This is a genomic window from Myroides phaeus, from assembly GCF_009799805.1.
GTDB classification, from domain to species: Bacteria; Bacteroidota; Bacteroidia; order Flavobacteriales; family Flavobacteriaceae; genus Flavobacterium; species Flavobacterium phaeum_A.
Map to the genome: position 1 here is coordinate 2,402,453 of NZ_CP047050.1, position 18,067 is coordinate 2,420,519.

Here is an 18,067-nt window from a genome sequence, read left to right on the forward strand (position 1 = left end):
ATGAAAAAGGTATATCTTACAGTAGCAGCACTTTTTTTGTGCTCAATGACTTCTGTATTTGGTCAGGTTCAAGATGATACGCTTTTTGACGAAAATAGAAAAGCACAAGGATTAAATGAACGTTGGGATTTAACTCCAGAAACGAGAAAGAAAACCTTTACTATTACGCCTTATAAACCTATTTATTTGTTGCCAGCCAAATGGTATAGTAGACCAAATGAGCAGCCAACAAGTTTAAATCCTAACAATAGTTCTACGGAACCGATTGATTATGATAACTGGGAGATTAAGTTTCAGTTGAGTTTTAAAACTAAAGTTGCACAAGGACTTTTTGATGGTAAAGGTGATATTTGGTTAGCTTTTACACAAACAGCTAATTGGCAAGCGTACAATGGTAAAGAATCAAGACCTTTTCGTGAGTTAAATTACGAACCGGAAATAATCTTTAATTATCCGTTAGATTTTGCAATTAACGATTTTAAGTTTAAAATGGTTGGTTTTGGGTTTAATCACCAGTCAAATGGAAAGAGCTTACCTACTTCAAGAAGTTGGAATAGGTTTACAATGCACTTAGGAATGGAGTATAACAAATGGACATTTATGTTGCGTCCTTGGGTTAAATTTCACGAAACATTCGAGAAGGAAGATAATCCAAGAATTGAGGAGTATATTGGGAAAGGAGAACTAAATGTTATTTACAGTAGAGATAATGGTCAGATGTTTACCTTCTTAATGCGTAGTAATATGCGTTTGAATAGTAGATATAAAGGTTTTACTGAATTAACGTGGGCTTATCCAATCAAACATAATTTAAAAGCATTTGTGGTTGTAAATAATGGTTATGGTGATTCTATGATTGACTATAACTGGAATCAAACGACTGTAGGGGTAGGGATTACGTTAATGGAATGGTTATAGCAGACTATTAGATTTGGTGAGTAAACGGCTTAGTATCTTCTTGCTTTTGAATCAGCTAAGATTGATAATCAAGTAGGTAGAAATAAGACTATTTATTATACTGAGTTAAATATATAAAAGGAAAAAGGGGCTATCTAATTATAGATAGCCCCTTTCCTTATTAGTATTGCTGCTGTATAGCAATAAAAACAAATGACAATTCAGTTTGTAAATATTTGTCCTAAGAGTTTTTTATATCTTGTTGTTTAGCCGCCTTTTTAAGCGAATAAGCTAAGTAAGCAATGAATGCTATGAACCCAAGGAAAGAGAACCAGTTGTCTTTTATAGACCATAAGTTCTCACTATTTAAATTGAAAATTCCGTAAACTAACCATAGTAGTACTATAAAAGTTGCTCCCTTTTCAAGATTTTTTTTATTCATTTTATGAAGTTTAAATAGTCATAGAGAAAAGCTGTCTTTGTGGTTTATTTCTCTGAAGGCGTAAGTCGAAAGCCATACAGATATTTCTTACAAAAGCTCTTCCTTTTTTAGATATCTTAATTTTATTTCCTGTAATATTGATAAGTTGATCTTCTTCAAATTCCTTTAATTCTTGTAAGATAGGAGTGAAGTTAATTTTATCAATATCCTCATCTAAGTCAGTAGATAAAGAACACATTAAATTTAAGATATGTTTTCGGATTATCAAATCTTCTTCCGTCAAAATATGACCTTTGGTAACAGGTATTATATTTTCGTCTAATAAGCTATAATAAGTATCAATATCTTTTTCATTCTGTGCAAAAGAATACCAACTATCACTTATAGAAGAAACTCCTAAGCCAATCATTACTTGTGTTTTAGAAGATGTGTAGCCCATAAAGTTTCTATGAATATTTTGAGAGTTTAGCGCTTTGTACAATGAATCTGATTTCAAAGCAAAGTGATCCATTCCAATTTCAACATAGTCATTCTTTAATAAAAGTTCTTTCCCTTTTTCATAAAGTTCACGCTTTTCATTGTCTTTTGGTACATCTTCATCATTAAATCCTCTTTGACCATTACCTTTAATCCACGGCACGTGTGCATAACTATAAAAAGCAAGCCTGTCAGGTGATAGTGATTTAGTTTTCTCAATAGTATCTATTACGTGTGCTAAATTCTGAAAAGGCAAACCATAAATAATATCGTGCGATATAGAAGTATAACCTAATTCTTTAGCCCAAAGTGTAACTTTAGCGACATTGTGAAAACTCTGTTCTCTGTGTATAGCTTTTTGAACTTCTGGGTTATAATCTTGTACACCAAAACTAACACGTCTAAAACCTAAGTTGTATAACGTAGCTAAGTGTTCTTTCGTTGTGTTATTAGGATGTCCCTCAAAACTAAATTCGTGGTTATCAGCAATGATAGCATTATTTGTTATTCCTTCTATCAACATTGTTAGGTTCTCTGGAGAGAAGAAAGTAGGAGTACCACCGCCTAAGTGAATCTCCTTAATCTTTGGTTTAGCACCAAAAAGATTACAATACAATTGCCATTCTTTTAGTACAGCTTGTATATATGGGTTCTCTACTTCGTGTCTTTTTGTGATTCGTTTATGGCAACCACAGAAAGTACAAAGACTTTCGCAAAAAGGTAAGTGAATATAAATACTGATACCCTCAGTATCATTAGACTCTATAAAAGATCTTTTACACGATTCAAGCCAACTCTCTCTTGTAAATGTTTCTTGTTCCCAATAAGGCACAGTAGGATAACTGGTATATCTTGGACCAGGTACATTGTATTTTTGAATAAGAGAAAGTGACATATTTATTATATATTTGAAAACAAAAGTAGAGTTTAAAAATAGTGCATACTATGATAATTGTCATTTTAGCCTATCAAATCAAGCAAATTATGAGAACAAAAAATGTAATGAAATTCTTTTTAGTACTTTGTATGGGGATTTCAACTGTAGCTTGCGCACAGGAGAAAAAAGATCATTTGATGTCAAATGAAACGTTTAAAGAAGTAATTGAGACAAATAAGGTTCAATTATTAGATGTGAGAACTGAGAAAGAATTTAATGAAGGAACAATCGAATACGCTCAAAATATAGATGTATTACAAGATAACTTTTTAGAGGAAGCTAATAAATTAGATAAGTCGCAACCATTATATATTTTCTGTAAATCAGGTAAGAGAAGTGCTAAAGCAAGAAATATGTTATTAGAACAAGGCTTTGAACAAGTATATGAGTTAAAAGAAGGATATTCTAAATGGAATACTACTTCTGTTGAGAATTAGTAAGATACATTGCGGAATTGAGAATATGACTCTTGTAATGAAATTGATTTTATCAATTATTTAAGATTTATTATTCTTTATGAGAACGAAGTTTTGTTATTTTTGAAAAAAACAGTGAGATTATGGATACAGCATCATTTGGAGGATTTATAAAGACTTTACTGATTATAGTATTAGTCTATTATGCGTTCAAGTTTGCTATGCGTTATTTATTTCCTTTGCTATTAATGAAGGTAGCAAAAAAGGCAGGGCAGAACTTTCAAGAAAGACAACAACAACAATATAACCAGTATAGAGAGAATCAAAGTCAACAAGCGAAACCAGACACTTCGTCAGACAATCAGGTTCCTCGATCAACAAAGGTTGTTGGAGAATATATCGAGTTTGAAGAAATAGATACAAAATAGTAAGAAGACCCCAATGTGGGTCTTTTTTTATACCCTTATATTTCTGTAATGTTCTCTTTAGTGCGTGATTAAATTTACTTACTTTAGCGTATTCAATAAAAAAGTAAATGCCACGCAAAGGATGAATACGTTAAAGAAATTTTTACCCCATTTTTTAGTTGTTATAGGTTTTGCTATAGTAGCCTTATTATATTTTTCACCTGTCTTGTCAGGAAAGGTTATCCATCAGTCTGATATTGTACAATACACTGGTATGGCCAAAGAGCAAATAGACTATCGTTTACAATCAGGAGATGAACCTTATTGGACCAATAGTGCTTTTGGAGGAATGCCAACCTATCAATTGGGAGCAAAGTATCCGCATAACTACGTGAAAGCCTTAGATAGTGCTATTCGTTTTTTACCACGACCAGCGGATTATTTATTCGTTTACTTCATTGGATTCTATATCTTGTTAATTTCATTGGGAATGAAGCCATTAAGGTCTTTTATCGGAGCCTTAGCCTTTGGTTTTTCAACCTATTTGATTATTATATTAGGCGTTGGACACAATGCGAAAGCGCACGCTATTGCTTATATGCCAATGGTTGTAGCTGGAGTGTTGTTAGTCTTTAGAAAGCATTATATCAAGGGAGGTATACTTACCTTAGTTGCCGCAGCATTAGAAATTAGTGCTAACCACTTCCAAATGACCTATTATTTATTATTACTATTAGTAGTGATAGGCGTTTATTACACAGTTGTTTACATTAAAAATAAAGAGTTTAAAGAATTAGGAACTGCTATAGGTATCTTCATTGTTGCAGGTATTTTAAGTATAGGAGCTAATGCAACTAACTTAATGGCAACATCTGAATACACAAAGTTTAGTACTCGTAGTAATAGTGAGTTGTCTTTTCAAGCAGATGGCTCGCCAAAGACTTCTTCAAATGCAATGAGTTATGAGTATATCACTGAATATAGTTATGGCTTATTTGAAAGCTTTAACTTACTTGTTCCTCGTTTAACAGGAGGAGCAAATAACGAGAAGTTAGATAGTAAATCAAATGTTTACTCTTATTTCGGTTCATTAGGAGCATCACATCAACAAGCAGCAGAAATGGCTGAACACTCGCCAACGTATTGGGGAGATCAACCAATTGTAGCTGCACCAGCGTATATAGGAATCGTTGTTTTCTTCTTATTTGTGGTTGGAATGTTTGCTGAAAAGCGAAACGTTAAGTATGTTTTTGTTATCGGAGCAGTTCTATCATTATTGCTTTCTTGGGGTAAAAACTTCCCATTATTAACAGACTTCTTCATAGACTTTGTGCCTTTATACAACAAGTTTAGAGCAGTATCGTCAATACAAGTAATCTTAGAATTGTGTATTCCTGCTTTAGCAATAATGGGCTTGTATGCTTATAGTAAAATTGAGAAAGAAGAGCAGATGGCTGTACTTAAGAAATCAGCTATCATTACAGTTTTACTTTTCGCTTTCTTATTTGTTATCAAAGGAACATTAAGTTTTATTGGATTAAACGATGATTACTATAGAAATGCTTACGGAGAGATAGGACCTGGTTATATCAAAGCATTAATAGACGATAGAAAATCTCTTTATACAGCAGACTTGATTAGAGCATTTATCTTAGTATTGTTTACGGCCGTTACCTTATTCTTTACTGCAAAAGAAAAAATATCAGCGAAAATATCAGTGATTATTATTGGTGTTTTGATGGTAGGAGATTTGGTATTGGTTGACAGAAGATATGTAAATGATTCTAATTTCGTGTTAGCTACACAAATGACTAATCCGTTCCAAGCAACACAAGCAGATAAAGTTATTTTAAATGACCCGAGCCATTTCAGAGTTTATGAAGTAGCAGGTGGATTTAATAGTGCGCGTTCTTCATTCTTCCATAATTCTTTAGGAGGATACCACGCAGCTAAGCCACGTAGAATGCAAGAATTAGCAGAGTACCAATTGAGCGGTAAGAACAATATGGAAGTTCTGAATATGATGAATGTTCGCTATGTGATTCAAAAAGATGAGCAAGGACAAGATATTCCAATGTTAAACGAAAATGCAAATGGTAATGCTTGGTTTGTTTCAACAATCAAAAAAGTAAGTACTGCTGATGATGAAATGAAGGCATTTGATCAATTAAAAACAAAAACAGAAGCTGTAGTAAATACTGCACAGTTTTCAAATATCAATTTAAAAGACAATTATACAGTTGATTCGGCTACTATTTCATTGCGTAGTTATGCACCAAATAAAGTTGTCTATGACTATGTAAATGAGGAAGATGCTGTAGCTGTATTCTCAGAAATATACTATCCAAAAGGATGGGTTGCAAAGATTGATGGGGTAACAGAAACGCCAATTTTTGCGGCTGATTATGTATTAAGAGCAGTAGTGTTGCCAAAAGGGAAACACACTGTAGAGTTTACATTTGAACCAGAAGTAATTAAAAAAGGAGGAATGATTTCATTAATTTCATCATTCTTAATCCTGTTAGTTATTGTTGGGGGAGTTCTTTATGTAGTAAGAATGGAAAAAGAAAAAAGAGCGTAAAACTGTGTTATGACAGAGAAAAAGAAAGTTTTAATCATTAGTTATTATTGGCCACCAGCAGGAGGACCAGGCGTACAGCGTTGGTTAAAGTTTGTGAAATACCTTCCAGACTTTGCTATCGAGCCTATTTTATATATACCTGATAATGCTACTTATCCTTTAATGGATAATAATCTTATCAAAGAAGTTAACCCTGACGTAACTATACTTAGAAATAAGATTAGTGAACCTTATAAGTTGGCTAAAGTCTTCTCGTCAAACAAGACGAGTTCTCTTAGTGCTGGTATGATTCCAAATCAAAAGAAGCAGACTTTTATAGACAAGTTGTTATTATGGGTCAGAGGTAATTGCTTTATTCCAGATGCACGTGTGAAATGGGTAAAACCCTCTGTAGTCTATCTTACAAAGTATTTACAGGATAATCCGGATGTGAAGACAATCATTACAACGGGACCTCCTCATAGTATGCACCTGATAGGTATGGCGTTGAAAGAGAAGTTAGGAGTTAATTGGATTGCTGACTTTAGGGATCCTTGGACAACCATTGGTTACCATAAGGAACTGAAGTTGACAGAAAAATCTAAGCAAGCTCATTTGAATTTAGAGAAGCAAGTCTTGAATAATGCTGATGAGATTATTGTAACAAGTAAGACTACTAAAAGTGAATTTGAAGAAAAGACGAATACTCCTATAACAGTAATTACGAATGGATATGATATTACCAATGTCGGAAAGGTTGCTTTAGATGATAAGTTTACTTTAGCTCATATTGGTTCATTCCTTGCTAATAGAAACCCACGTGTTTTATGGAAGGCGATTAGTGAATTAAGAAAAGAAAATAAAGAGTTCAAAGCGCAGTTTCAATTAAAGTTAATAGGAAAGGTCAGCCAAGAAATCTTAGATACCATCAAGGAGTTTAAATTAGAGGGTTGTACGCTAAATATGGGGTATATAGATCACATAGACTCTTTAAAGCAAATGCGTGCATCTCAAGTACTGTTATTAGTTGAAATTGATTCAGATGATACTAAAGCAATTATTCCTGGAAAGTTATTTGAGTATATGGCTTCTGAACGACCAATATTAGGAATAGGGCCAGAGGAATCTGATTTCTTTGAGATAATTCAACAAACCAATACAGGAAAAGTAGCTTTATATAGCGAAAAGGATAAGATAATGGATGTTCTGTCTGAGTATTTTGAATTGTATAAAAATAAGCAATTAAATGTACACGGAATGGGATTACAGTATTACAGTCGCAAGCGCTTAACAGAGAAATTGGTAAGTGTAATTAAGAAGTATTAAGATTACAGAAATATAAACAAAAAAGGGTAACGCATCGCGTTACCCTTTTTTGTTATAATTTATCTTTCAAGTATTTACCTGTAATAGATTTTTTGTTTTTACAAATCTCCTCAGGAGTTCCAAAAGCTACAAGTTCACCACCATTTTCACCGCCTTCAGGACCGATATCAATGATGTAATCAGCACATTTAATCAGGTCTAAATTGTGTTCAATCACAATAATAGAATGCCCTTTAGCAATCAATGCCTCAAATGATTTAAGCAATTTCTGAATATCGTGAAAATGAAGACCCGTAGTAGGTTCATCAAAAACAAATAATACCTTATCTCTTGTTGTACCCGCTAATAAGAAAGATGCCAACTTAATACGTTGAGCCTCTCCACCAGAAAGTGTTGAAGATGATTGTCCTAATTGTACGTAGCCTAAACCAACCTCGTGTAGAGGTCTTAATCGTTGTGCTATTTTCGTTTGATTATGCGTTTCAAAGAATTGTAAAGCATCATCAATTGTCATTGTTAGGATATCATCAATATTCTTCCCTTCAAAGTTTACTTCAAGTATTTCCTTTTTAAAACGTTTACCATGACAAGTTTCACATTCTAAGTGAACATCAGCCATAAACTGCATTTCTACCGTTACAGTACCTTCCCCTTTACAAGTTTCACATCTTCCACCATCTACGTTAAAAGAGAAGTGTTTCGGTTGGTAATTGCGCAATTTAGACAACTGTTGTTTAGAATATAAATCTCTAATCTCATCATAGGCTTTGATGTACGTAACAGGATTAGATCGTGAACTTCTACCAATAGGGTTTTGGTCCACATATTCAACAGCTTTAATATTAGCGAACTCACCACGCATTTCTGTAAATTGTCCTGGCTTATCACTTAGTCCTCTCAACTTTTTTTGTAATGCTGGATATAGTATCTTTTTAACTAATGTACTCTTTCCTGATCCAGAAACTCCTGTGATTACAGTAAGACAATCAAGAGGGAAAATAACATCTACATTTTTCAAGTTGTTTTCTCTCGCACCAACAATCTCGATGTAATTTTTATACTCGCGTCTTGACTTAGGCACTTCAATCTTCATTTTACCACTTAGGTATTGTCCTGTCAAAGAATCTGACTTTAAAATATCTTCATAAGTACCCTGAGCTACAAGTTCTCCACCAAACGTACCAGCTTCTGGACCAATATCAATAATTTGGTCAGCCGATTTCATAATATCCTCATCGTGCTCAACGACAATCACTGTATTACCAAGTGCTTTTAAGTTATTAAGCACATCAATAAGTTTTTCTGTGTCCTTAGGATGTAAACCAATACTTGGTTCGTCTAAGATATACATAGAACCCACTAAACTACTACCAAGAGAAGTAGCCAAGTTAATACGTTGTGACTCTCCACCAGATAAAGTAGAGGAGTTACGATTCAACGTAAGATAGTCTAAACCAACATTCGTTAAGAACTCCAAACGGTTGTTAATTTCAATTAGCAATCGATTAGCAACTTTAGCATCATATTTATTAAGTTCTAATTGATTAAAAAATGTTTTGATATGCTTAATTGGTAAATCAACCAATTCAGATACTGTTTTACCACCAACTAAAACGTAGTTTGCCTCTTTTCTAAGTCTTTTACCTTTACAAGTAGGACATTTTGTTTTACCTCTATAACGAGAAAGTAAAACCCTGTTTTGTATTTTATAATTTTTTTCTTCCAGTTCCTCAAAGAAGCCATTTAAACCAGTAAAGAATTTATTACCCTCCCAAAGCAGCGCTTTTTGTTCTTCTGTAAGTTCAAAGATTGGTTTGTGAATAGGAAAGTCAAATTTATAAGCATTGTTGACTAACTGGTCTCTATACCAGCTCATAGATTCACCTCTCCAAGGGAAAACAGCATTCTCATAAACCGAAAGTCCTGTATTAGGAATTACTAATTCTTCATCAATTCCTATAATGCTACCATAACCATCACAAGAAGGGCAGGCTCCGTAAGGGTTGTTGAAGCTAAATAAATGTACATTTGGTTCTAAAAAGGTAATGCCATCTAATGTAAAGTTATTACTAAACTCTACTCTTGAGTTATCAGAAAGATCTTGTAAATAACAATAACCTTTACCTTCAAAGAAAGCATTCTCAATAGAATCTCCAAGACGATTATAAAACTCCTCTGTGTCATTTACAACAATTCGGTCAACGATAAGCATAATATCCTTGATGTTCATTTTTGCAATAGCCTCTGCTGTATTTTCGTCTAAGAATGAATCCAAACGTGTTGTTTCATTTTTGTACAGAATTCTTGCATATCCTTGTTGTAATAAAATATGTAAGAGAATGTGCAATTCTCGATCCTCGTCTAATTGTATAGGAGCAAGTAATAACCATTTAGATTTAAGTTCTAATCCTTTTATGTAATCCAAAACATCGCTTACCGTATCTTTTTTAACTTCTTTTCCTGAGATAGGAGAGAAGGTTTTTCCAATACGAGCATAAAGAAGTTTAATGTAATCATAAATTTCAGTTGACGTACCAACGGTAGATCGGGCATTTGTAGTATTTACTTTTTGCTCAATAGCAATAGCAGGAGCAATACCCTTGATGTATTCAACTTTTGGTTTATCAATTCTACCAAGGAATTGACGTGCATAAGCAGACAAACTTTCCACATACCTTCTTTGACCCTCAGCATAAAGGGTATCAAAAGCTAAACTTGATTTTCCAGAACCAGATAAACCGGTAACAACAACAAAATTGTTTCGAGGAATAACAACGTCTATATTTTTAAGGTTGTGCAACTGAGCACCTTTAATAATAATATTCTTTTTGGGATCTATTTTAGAGAAATCTGTTTTTTTCATTTTGCCTACAAAGGATGAAAAACAAAGGTAATGCTTTCTTTGTTTCTTTAAAACTAAGACTACTTTGTTTTTTATAAGTTGGTTTAAGAAAACACTATTATCATAAAAAAAAATAAGGAAGAAAGATAGCTATGTAAAAGCTGTTTTTCGTGGTAAGTGTGAAATAAGCTAATATTATGACGTATAAATTATCAACTTTTGATAATCAGTATAATAAAAAAAGTATAAAATTATTTTAACACAATATTTTGTCTATATTTGTACCACAAAACTATCAAAAATAAAAAAGGCCTATACAACAAAAATACTTTATAAATATAATTACAGCTATTTAAAGAATTTTGTTATGGTATATGTAGATATGCCGGATGCTATGTTAGTAAAATACTATATAGCTGGGGGCGAAGATGCACTTGAAGTTTTGATAAAAAGACATCAGTCAAAAATCTATGGGTTTATATTCTCTAAATTACCCGATTCAGATTTGACGAATGATATATTCCAAGAAACTTTTATTAAAGTTATAAACACACTAAAATCAGGACGATATAATGAAGAGGGTAAGTTTTTACCTTGGGTAATTCGTATTGCTCATAATTTGGTAATGGACCATTACCGAAAAGAAAAACGCCTGAATATTCAATATGATTCTGAGGACCTACCGCTATTTTCATTTTTAAAAGATGATTCTCAAACAATGGAAGGTTTGATGATTAAAGAGCAAGTTGAAGAAGATTTACGAATGTTAATTAAAGAACTGCCTGAAGATCAACGACAAGTTGTTATGATGCGTATGTATCAAGATTTAAGTTTTAAAGAGATTGCAGAGATTACTGATGTAAGTATTAATACAGCATTAGGAAGAATGCGTTATGCCTTGTTGAATTTAAGGAAGTTAATTGATGATAACCAAATCGTTTTGACTGATATATAATATTATTGTAAATTGTTCGTTATAATGGTACAAAACAACAAAACAGTCCATATATGAAGAACAACTACAATGCAAAACACCCTGAATTTTCTTTACCAAAAAAAGAAACAATCGAATTTCTTTTAAATTATTCAAAAAGACTATCTAACTTAGAGCTAAATGGTTTATTGAGTAAGAAATCGCTTAAATTAAAAGAAAACTAAAAATAAAAAAGCACGTAAAATTATTTACGTGCTTTTTTCTTATAGTACTCATTGATAACGGTTTTTCTACCGATAACACTCGTTATAATATCTATTTCTAAATTCCATCCTCGAGCAGGAGAATATTGTCTTCCATACCACACTAACTGTAAATGTAGTTTATTCCATCTGTCTTTAGGAAACAATCTTTTAGCATCTTTTTCAGTTTGCTCAACACTTTTTCCATTTGTAAAATTCCAACGATACATCAAGCGGTGTATATGTGTATCAACAGGAAATGCAGGTATTCCGAAGGCTTGAGAAATTACAACACTTGCTGTTTTATGACCAACAGCGGGCATTTCTTTCAATGCTTCCAAATCAGCAGGAACTTCACCATTATATTTTTCTATCAGGATTTGAGAAAGTCCGTAAATCCCTTTTGATTTCATTGGCGATAATCCACAAGGTCTAATGATGTCTTGAATCTCTTCAACTGTCATTTTAACCATATCATACGGATTATCAGCTTTAGCAAATAGAATAGGTGTGATTTTATTTACACGTTCATCTGTACATTGTGCAGAAAGCAATACTGCTATAAGTAAGGTATATGGATCTTTATGGTCTAATGGTACTGGTATTTCTGGATATATTGCGTCTAATGTATCAAGAACAAACTGAACTTTTTCACTTTTCGTCATTGTCATTTTCTTTTATAAATGCGAATATACTTAAAAAAGAAGGTTTTGTTAAGGCATTGCTATAAATGTTATTGATGCCTATATAATCAAATAAGTAAGTTTCATTTTTGAACAAGAAAGTAGGGAAATCAGCAAAGAAATGGGCGGTTTTTTTCTCACATAAGAAGATCCTTTATAAGTATCCGAGTATATAATTAGCTCGTTTTAAGTGAAAAAATAGGTAAAAAATGGATTTTTTAAATAGGTTTTTAGTCAAAAAAGGAGGAAAGTGAGCTGTTTTTTAGCTAAAAAAGGCTTGTTTTGACAGGTTTTCTATCATTTTAAAATCGTATAAAATTAAGTGGTTTTTAATGTAAGCATTTGTTTATCAGTTGTTTATCAGTTGTTTATTTGTTGTTTTTAAAGTATTTTATTTTAGTCTCATAAGTAGATTCTCCGACAATAGTGGGACAATCCTTGGAGAATACTGGGCTAAGGGGTATTTTGTCGGACAATTGTCAGAGGAGTGTCGGATAATTGTCAAATAAGCTTAGTTATAGTATATTATAAAACAAGGCTTGAAGATTAATATCGAGTATTTATAGACGAGGCGTAAAGTAAAAAGCTTCGTTAGTGGTCTATTGCATTTAGTTAAGGAGTATTTAATTTTGTAGCTGTTCAAGGAGATAGACTTTTAAAATTTCCCTTAAACTTGTTAAAGTGTAGTATTATTCTGTGAATAACTAATATATTTATCCTTAGAAAAATTAGTACAATGAAAAACATAGGAGTTTCCTTATTAGTGTTGCTTTTTGCTTCAGTTGCCAGTTTTGGACAAGCACAAGAAAAGCGTCCTTTAATTGATGTATTCGTCAAGGATTACAACGCTAATGATTATGATGATATTTATAGTTTCTTCTCAGCTTCTTTACAACAAGAATTGCCACGCGCACAAGCCAAGTCGTTCTTTGTAGAGATGAAAGAGAAGTTGGGAAACATCAAGAATATGGAGTTTTACGGATTAGATAACAATCAGTTAGCACTTTATAGAACTGAGTTTGAGAATAATGAAGTAGCCTTGCTTAACCTTGCAATGAATGAAGAAGGGGAAGTAGTAGGTTTCCGTATTCTTAATATGCCAGATGAAAAAGTAGATGATGCTTTTAAAGCAATGTCTGTTGAACAAATCTTGGTAGAAGAAACAAGAAATTTGCCTAATAAAGGACAATTTGCTGTTGCAATGATCGATGATAAGAATGTTACTTATTACGGATTTAAGAAAAATGGAGAAAAGATTGCAAAAGAAGACAACGCTACCAAGCAGTTTTCTTTGGCAAATTTAAGTACAATATTTACCTCAGCGGCTTTAGCGAATGCTTCTGTAAATAAGGGCGTTGATATTACTTCAATGATAAATCAGTATTATGATTTTCCGTTGTATAAGGATACACAGGTGAGTTTAGTGAAATTAGCAAATCATTCGGCTTTTGTACCTATGCTACCTCCTGTGAGTGATGAGGCTATGCAAAATGAAGACGATTATTTGGGTAATTACTCAAGTAAACAATTGGAAGATTACTTGAAGAATCAATTTGTTTTGGACTCTATAGATAATAGTAAGAGACAAAGTTTTTCCTTTCTTGGATATGCTGTGTTAGGTAATACCTTGAGTAAGATATACAACAAGCCATTCACGAACATTATAGATGATGTGGTATTTAGCAAATATGGTATGCACAATTCATCTATGTTGATTCCTAAAAAGAAGAAGCATTTGGTAAAAGGAATTCGAATGGATCACAAAGAGATGTATCCACCAAAGGTTGAAGCGTTATTACCATCAAGTGGTGGAGTAACTACTTTGGAGGATATGACAAAGTTTGTACAAGCACAGTTTAATAAAGAAGATAAAGTTTTACAATTAACACAAAAGCCGACACTTATTGTATCTCATAACTATTGGATTGGTTTAGGATGGAAGATAGGTTCGCCTTTTAACTCGCCAAATCCTTTATATTTTAGTAGAGGAATAGATGGTGGGTATTCCAACTATGTAGCTTTTGATCCAATAGCTAAAAAAGGAGTGGTAATTTTATCCAATAGTTCATCAGAAGACGCATTAGCTACTTTAGATGAGTTAAGCTATAAATTGGTTGTAAAACTATTAGAGGAATAGAGAATAAAACATTCTGATATAAAACTAAAAAAGGAGATACTTCTGAAGTATCTCCTTTTTCATTTACTTAGTGGTATCTGTAGAGGGTTTATTCGCTTTTTTTGGTCGTCTTACTCCATAAGATTTATTCACGATTTTACCTCTTTTTGTTTTTAGATCACCTTTTCCCATAATTGCTTAACGGTTTTAAATTAATAAATTATTTGACTTCTCTTCTGAAAACAACAGAATATCCCAATATACAAAAAAAGAGGGAGATAAGCGTTTAAATTTTAGAGTAATAGCTTTGTAAGTAGCTTTTATGGGGAGTAGTTAACCCAATGACTTTGGTGTTTGTGGGTATGTAGGGGAAGAGATAATTTTTTATTTTGCAACAAAAAAAGTTACATTTACTTAAAATCTAAAAATATCAAGAAATGACTACATTACAAATAGGAGATAAAGCACCAGATTTTAAAGGAGTTGATCAAGCAGGAAATACACATCAGTTAGGAGATTATAAAGGAAAAAAATTGATTGTTTTCTTTTATCCAAAAGCAAGTACACCAGGTTGTACTGCCGAGGCTTGTAACTTGAGAGATAATTATGAGATATTAAAAGAAAAAGGATATGAGTTATTAGGTGTAAGTGCTGATTCTGCCGAAAGACAACAGAAGTTTATCGATAAGAATAGTTTGCCTTTTCCATTGCTTGCAGATGAAAATAGAGAGGTGTTAAACGCATTTGGAGTTTGGGGACCTAAGAAATTTATGGGGCGTACCTATGATGGTATTCACCGCAGCACTTTTGTTATTGATGAGAATGGCGTTTTAACCGATGTAATTACTAAGGTTAAAACAAAAGATCACGCTACTCAGATTTTAGAAAAATAAGTAAACTATAAAGAGGCGTTTTTTCAAATGCCTCTTTTTTTTGCTCAAAAAGTAGGGAGTCATCGCGCTTTTAAAGTGTATGATTTATGTTATCAATTGATTAGTAGGTTGTTTGGGAAAAGTAGCTTACAATTATAATCGAATTACTATGGAAAAGAAAATAAATAAAGACGAGTTATATCTCTTGAAAGAGTGTAGTTCAATTAGTGATACTAAGTTGAATGAGCTCTTAGAGGAACATAGTTATGCCAAGGTTAGTGAGTGGAGAATGTTTATTTCTTACTTTATGCTTGCTTTAGGAGCAGGTTTAGCATTAAGTGGTGTGGTATTCTTTTTTGCGTACAATTGGACAGAGATGTCGAGTTTTGCAAAGTTTGCTGTTATTATCTTGTTGCTTATAGCGGCTATTGGCTTATCAGTTGTAAAAGGGATAGATTCCTTAATCGGAAAAGTTGCTCTTTTGGGAGGATCAGTTTTAGTGGGGGTACTTTTCGCTGTTTTTGGACAAGTATATCAGACAGGAGCAAATGCTTATGACTTGTTTTTAATGTGGGTTTTAGCCATTACAGCTTGGACATTCGTTTCTAAGTTTACACCTCAATGGTTACTATATGCTGTATTAGCAAATACCACCTTATCCTTATATTTTATACAAGCTGTAAAGGGAAGTAATGCCTTTTACGTGCTATTATCTTTATTAGTATTAAATCTATCGCTATTAGGATTACCTTATATCATTGGTAAATACCAAGAATTTAAAGAAGCTATTTACTACAAAGCAATAATGACTTTTGCAAGTTATGTTATAGGTGTTGTGGGTATAGGGTTTATCGTATTCACCAAGAGTGTAAAATATTCAAAAAGTGAATTGACAGGGATGCTTCCTTTGTTGGTTATTACGATAGCCGGAATAATCTTAGGATACTTACAAAGTGAAAAGCGAAAAGACATCCTGTTATATAGTTATTCGTTATTGGCCGTTGTTTCTATAGGCTTTATTGTACTAATTCGCTTATTTGATTTAGGGATAGAATCCTTGTTGGTTTATGCTATTTATATAGTTGGAACAACAATGGGGATGATAAAGATGATTACACACAAACTAAAAATGTGGAAAGATGAAAGAGCATAATTCGTTAGATAAAGTAATCAATAATCTTGAGAGTCAAGGTGTGGTTATAGATAAAGAAAAGCTTGCCGAATTACAGCATACAAACTCCGTTAAAACAGTTTTTATCAAGGTTATTGCTGTTATAGGAGGACTATTAGGAATGACAATGTTTATGGGCTTTTTATTTATGCTTTTTGAGCGTAATTTATCAGAAGGCTTACCCTTGTTTATTGTTAGTGTAATTTTATTTGGAGCTACATATTTTATTAATAAAAGCAATGCAAGTGCTATCAAAGACGGTTTAGCTGTGGCAACTTTTATATCTGGTTTTGCCTTGTTTGAAACAGCAATTGCGGTTGGAGATTATGCTAAAGTAGATGTAATAATTGCATTGGTGGGATTAATATTATCAGTTATTTCATTGTTTGTTTATAGAAATCAGATTATCACATTCTTAGCATCAGCTGGGGTATTGATTAGTATTAATTGTCTGCTTGTTTTTAAAGGACTATATGTAGTGTTGCCTATTTATATGAGTTTAATAATCCTATTTACGGTTTATTTATTCTACAAAGAAGAGGTGATTAGATGCAAAAACACATTGATGAGTCAGCTATATACACCTGTATTTACAGCAACTTTTTGTTACACTTTATTTATGAGTGTAATGGGGTCAACAATGCGTTATTTTCACTATTTCAATGCCGTTTCTGTTGCGTCAAGAGTTGTTTTGATTCTTGTATTAATAGCGTCAACGGTTCTTACAGTGCATTTAATGATGCAGAAATTACAAATAATGTCAGTTGTTACAAAAGGAATTATTTACGCGTTACTTTTATTCTTTTTGTACTTCGTAGGATTCGATTACCCAGCTTTTTCAGTCAGTGTTTTATTTATTTTGTGGTCATTCAAAACACAGTATAAGGTTGGATTTGTTTTGTCTGTTTTCGCTTTAATTTGGTCGATGGGAATGTTTTATTATGATTTGAGAATCACCTTATTAACAAAGTCTATTTCACTTATGTTAAGTGGTATATTCTTTTTAGCAATGTATTGGTTAATTCAAAAAAATTGGAAGAAAGATGAAACAGTCTAAAACAACAATCATCATCATTGCTACTTTGGTAGTTGTGCTTTTATTATTTGTAAAAGCGGTGATGAATAAGGAGAATACGATTAAAGAAGGTAAACTTGTTTTGTTAGAACTTGCACCTGTTGACCCACGATCGTTGATGCAAGGGGATTATATGGAGTTAAATTACGCTATTACACGTGAAGGTAGAAGTTGGCGAGCAGTTCAGGTTGCAAGTGAGGCATTTTTTGCTAATGATTCAATAAGTAATAATAGTATAGCACTCGATGAAGCGATAGCGTTACAAGAGAAGAAAATTAAGGAGTCGAAAGAGATTGGAGTACGAGGATATGTGCTATTAGATATTGATGCTAATCAAGTAGGACATTATGTAAAGATGACAGATCAAATAGGAGAGATTGGAGAAGGACAAGTTTACATTAAATTTTTCAACAACACAGATTGGAGTTATAATATTGGAGCAGAGAGTTTCTTTTTTCAAGAAGGAGATGCAGAGAAATATGAAAAGGCGAAATACGGAGGTCTTCGGGTAGATGATAAAGGAAATAGTATTTTGATAGGGATGTATGACGAGTCCTTACAATTAATAAAATAGTAAAAAAGCGAACTGAGAGGTTCGCTTTTTTTATGGTTAAATGGTGCGAGAGTAATTTACTAATCAGGTGACGTAAATATATTTATTTACAAAGTG

At 32.7% G+C, this 18,067-nt stretch carries 17 protein-coding genes; 12 read left to right on the forward strand and 5 right to left on the reverse strand.

The genetic code is table 11. From position 1 onward, the window contains the following. Complete coding sequence (locus GQS07_RS10695) at positions 1-918, forward strand: phospholipase A (protein WP_158210794.1); 918 nt, start codon at positions 1-3, stop codon at positions 916-918. Positions 919-1,138: 220 nt separating this feature from the next. Here the strand turns inward: GQS07_RS10695 and GQS07_RS10700 are convergent, their stop codons facing one another. Together GQS07_RS10700 and hemN are read right to left on the reverse strand one after the other, a co-directional pair. Next, complete coding sequence (locus GQS07_RS10700) at positions 1,139-1,339, reverse strand: hypothetical protein (protein ID WP_158210795.1); 201 nt, start codon at positions 1,337-1,339, stop codon at positions 1,139-1,141. Between the two features lie 10 nt (positions 1,340-1,349). Further along, positions 1,350-2,711, reverse strand: a complete 1,362-nt coding sequence (gene hemN / locus GQS07_RS10705; protein ID WP_158210796.1) for an oxygen-independent coproporphyrinogen III oxidase — start codon at positions 2,709-2,711, stop codon at positions 1,350-1,352. Between the two features lie 89 nt (positions 2,712-2,800). Here hemN and GQS07_RS10710 point away from each other — a divergent pair, with 89 nt between their 5' ends. The 4 genes from GQS07_RS10710 (at position 2,801) to GQS07_RS10725 (ending at position 7,462) form a co-directional block, all read left to right on the forward strand. Further along, the gene (locus tag GQS07_RS10710; RefSeq protein WP_158210797.1) at positions 2,801-3,190 is read left to right on the forward strand and encodes a rhodanese-like domain-containing protein; all 390 of its coding nucleotides are present in this window, start codon (positions 2,801-2,803) and stop codon (positions 3,188-3,190) included. 122 nt (positions 3,191-3,312) lie between these two features. Further along, positions 3,313-3,597: a DUF4834 family protein gene (locus GQS07_RS10715; RefSeq protein ID WP_158210798.1), complete on the forward strand. Its 285-nt coding sequence runs from the start codon at positions 3,313-3,315 to the stop codon at positions 3,595-3,597. A gap of 121 nt (positions 3,598-3,718) precedes the next feature. Next, positions 3,719-6,157, forward strand: a complete 2,439-nt coding sequence (locus GQS07_RS10720) for a YfhO family protein (RefSeq protein WP_158210799.1) — start codon at positions 3,719-3,721, stop codon at positions 6,155-6,157. Positions 6,158-6,166: 9 nt separating this feature from the next. Beyond that, positions 6,167-7,462, forward strand: coding sequence for a glycosyltransferase family 4 protein (locus GQS07_RS10725; RefSeq protein ID WP_158210800.1), 1,296 nt, complete (start codon positions 6,167-6,169; stop codon positions 7,460-7,462). Between the two features lie 52 nt (positions 7,463-7,514). On the opposite strand, the gene uvrA is transcribed toward GQS07_RS10725, so the two are convergent. Beyond that, a complete protein-coding gene (gene uvrA, locus GQS07_RS10730) occupies positions 7,515-10,325 on the reverse strand; it encodes an excinuclease ABC subunit UvrA (protein ID WP_158210801.1) in 2,811 nt (936 codons plus the stop codon). Positions 10,326-10,671: 346 nt separating this feature from the next. On the opposite strand from uvrA, the gene GQS07_RS10735 reads away from it, so the two are divergent. Next, positions 10,672-11,259, forward strand: coding sequence for a sigma-70 family RNA polymerase sigma factor (locus tag GQS07_RS10735; RefSeq protein ID WP_158210802.1), 588 nt, complete (start codon positions 10,672-10,674; stop codon positions 11,257-11,259). Positions 11,260-11,312: 53 nt separating this feature from the next. Continuing rightward, positions 11,313-11,462, forward strand: a complete 150-nt coding sequence (locus GQS07_RS13705; RefSeq protein ID WP_199269097.1) for a hypothetical protein — start codon at positions 11,313-11,315, stop codon at positions 11,460-11,462. A 20-nt stretch (positions 11,463-11,482) separates the two neighbouring features. On the opposite strand, the gene GQS07_RS10740 is transcribed toward GQS07_RS13705, so the two are convergent. Continuing rightward, positions 11,483-12,145, reverse strand: a complete 663-nt coding sequence (locus GQS07_RS10740; RefSeq protein ID WP_158210803.1) for an endonuclease III domain-containing protein — start codon at positions 12,143-12,145, stop codon at positions 11,483-11,485. Positions 12,146-12,899: 754 nt separating this feature from the next. Here GQS07_RS10740 and GQS07_RS10745 point away from each other — a divergent pair. Then, positions 12,900-14,300: a serine hydrolase gene (locus tag GQS07_RS10745; RefSeq protein ID WP_158210804.1), complete on the forward strand. Its 1,401-nt coding sequence runs from the start codon at positions 12,900-12,902 to the stop codon at positions 14,298-14,300. Positions 14,301-14,363: 63 nt separating this feature from the next. Here GQS07_RS10745 and GQS07_RS10750 read toward each other — a convergent pair whose 3' ends face one another. Beyond that, positions 14,364-14,471 (reverse strand): 30S ribosomal protein THX, encoded by a 108-nt coding sequence (locus GQS07_RS10750; RefSeq protein ID WP_158210805.1) that lies wholly within the window; start codon positions 14,469-14,471, stop codon positions 14,364-14,366. A 245-nt stretch (positions 14,472-14,716) separates the two neighbouring features. Between GQS07_RS10750 and bcp the strand changes: the two genes are divergently transcribed. The 4 genes from bcp (at position 14,717) to GQS07_RS10770 (ending at position 17,971) form a co-directional block, all read left to right on the forward strand. Continuing rightward, a complete protein-coding gene (gene bcp / locus GQS07_RS10755; protein WP_158210806.1) occupies positions 14,717-15,172 on the forward strand; it encodes a thioredoxin-dependent thiol peroxidase in 456 nt (151 codons plus the stop codon). Positions 15,173-15,320: 148 nt separating this feature from the next. Next, positions 15,321-16,304, forward strand: coding sequence for a DUF2157 domain-containing protein (locus tag GQS07_RS10760; RefSeq protein WP_158210807.1), 984 nt, complete (start codon positions 15,321-15,323; stop codon positions 16,302-16,304). Then, positions 16,291-17,379 (forward strand): DUF4401 domain-containing protein, encoded by a 1,089-nt coding sequence (locus GQS07_RS10765; RefSeq protein ID WP_158210808.1) that lies wholly within the window; start codon positions 16,291-16,293, stop codon positions 17,377-17,379. Before GQS07_RS10760 ends, GQS07_RS10765 begins: the two co-directional genes overlap by 14 nt. Then, positions 17,366-17,971, forward strand: coding sequence for a GDYXXLXY domain-containing protein (locus tag GQS07_RS10770; RefSeq protein WP_158210809.1), 606 nt, complete (start codon positions 17,366-17,368; stop codon positions 17,969-17,971). Before GQS07_RS10765 ends, GQS07_RS10770 begins: the two co-directional genes overlap by 14 nt. Positions 17,972-18,067: the final 96 nt, after the last annotated feature.